At 39.7% G+C, this 736-nt stretch carries 2 protein-coding genes; both read left to right on the forward strand.

Translation table 11 applies throughout. The features are described from left to right. The coding region (locus BCAMP_RS14005; protein WP_035315694.1) for a hypothetical protein at positions 1 to 494 on the forward strand (494 nt) is incomplete at its 5' end. A gap of 53 nt (positions 495 to 547) precedes the next feature. Continuing rightward, the coding region (locus BCAMP_RS11310) for a hypothetical protein (RefSeq protein WP_035315695.1) at positions 548 to 736 on the forward strand (189 nt) is incomplete at its 3' end.

The raw sequence follows: 736 nt of genomic DNA on the forward strand, positions 1-736 counted from the left end.
TGGCCATTGGTTTAACCGTCGGAACAATCGGAGTAAGCGTAGCAACTGTATCAGCAGATGAGGTGCGTGACGGTTCGACAGCAGCAAGTGTAACTTTGAAAGGTGGGGAGTTAACATTCTCAGAAATCGCACCAACGATTGCTTTTGAAGACATTACTTTAACAGGCGAAGCTAAAACAGTCGGTACGAAAGCGATAGCTGAACTAGGGATTAACGATTATCGAGGTGTGGATACATTTTGGGATTTACTAGTAAAAGAAACACCAACCGATAAAAGTTTTAGCGAACAAGGCTTACAAATAAAATTATCGCCTGAAATCGATAATAATGGAATCGCTCAAGACGTAGTAGTATCTTCAGAAAATGAAATTTTTGCTGCTGGTAAACGTTTTGAAACAAAGGTGAACCTAAACCCAACATTAGATGTGCCGAAAGATTTAACAGCTGGCACATATGCAACAACAGTTGACTGGACATTAAAACCAGCAGAATAAGTAGCAAATGAGTAAACAAATAAAAAAATTAAATCAGAGAGAAGGAATATAATATGAAATTAGCACAATTAATGGCCATTGGTTTAACCGTCGGAACAATCGGAGTAAGCGTAGCAACTGTATCAGCAGATGAGGTGCGTGACGGTTCGACAGCAGCAAGTGTAACTTTAAAAGGTGGGGAGTTAACATTCTCAGAAATCGCACCAACGATTGCTTTTGAAGACATTACTTTAACGGGCGAA

The sequence above is a fragment of the Brochothrix campestris FSL F6-1037 genome (genome assembly GCF_000525915.1).
In the GTDB taxonomy this organism is placed as follows: domain Bacteria; phylum Bacillota; class Bacilli; order Lactobacillales; family Listeriaceae; genus Brochothrix; species Brochothrix campestris.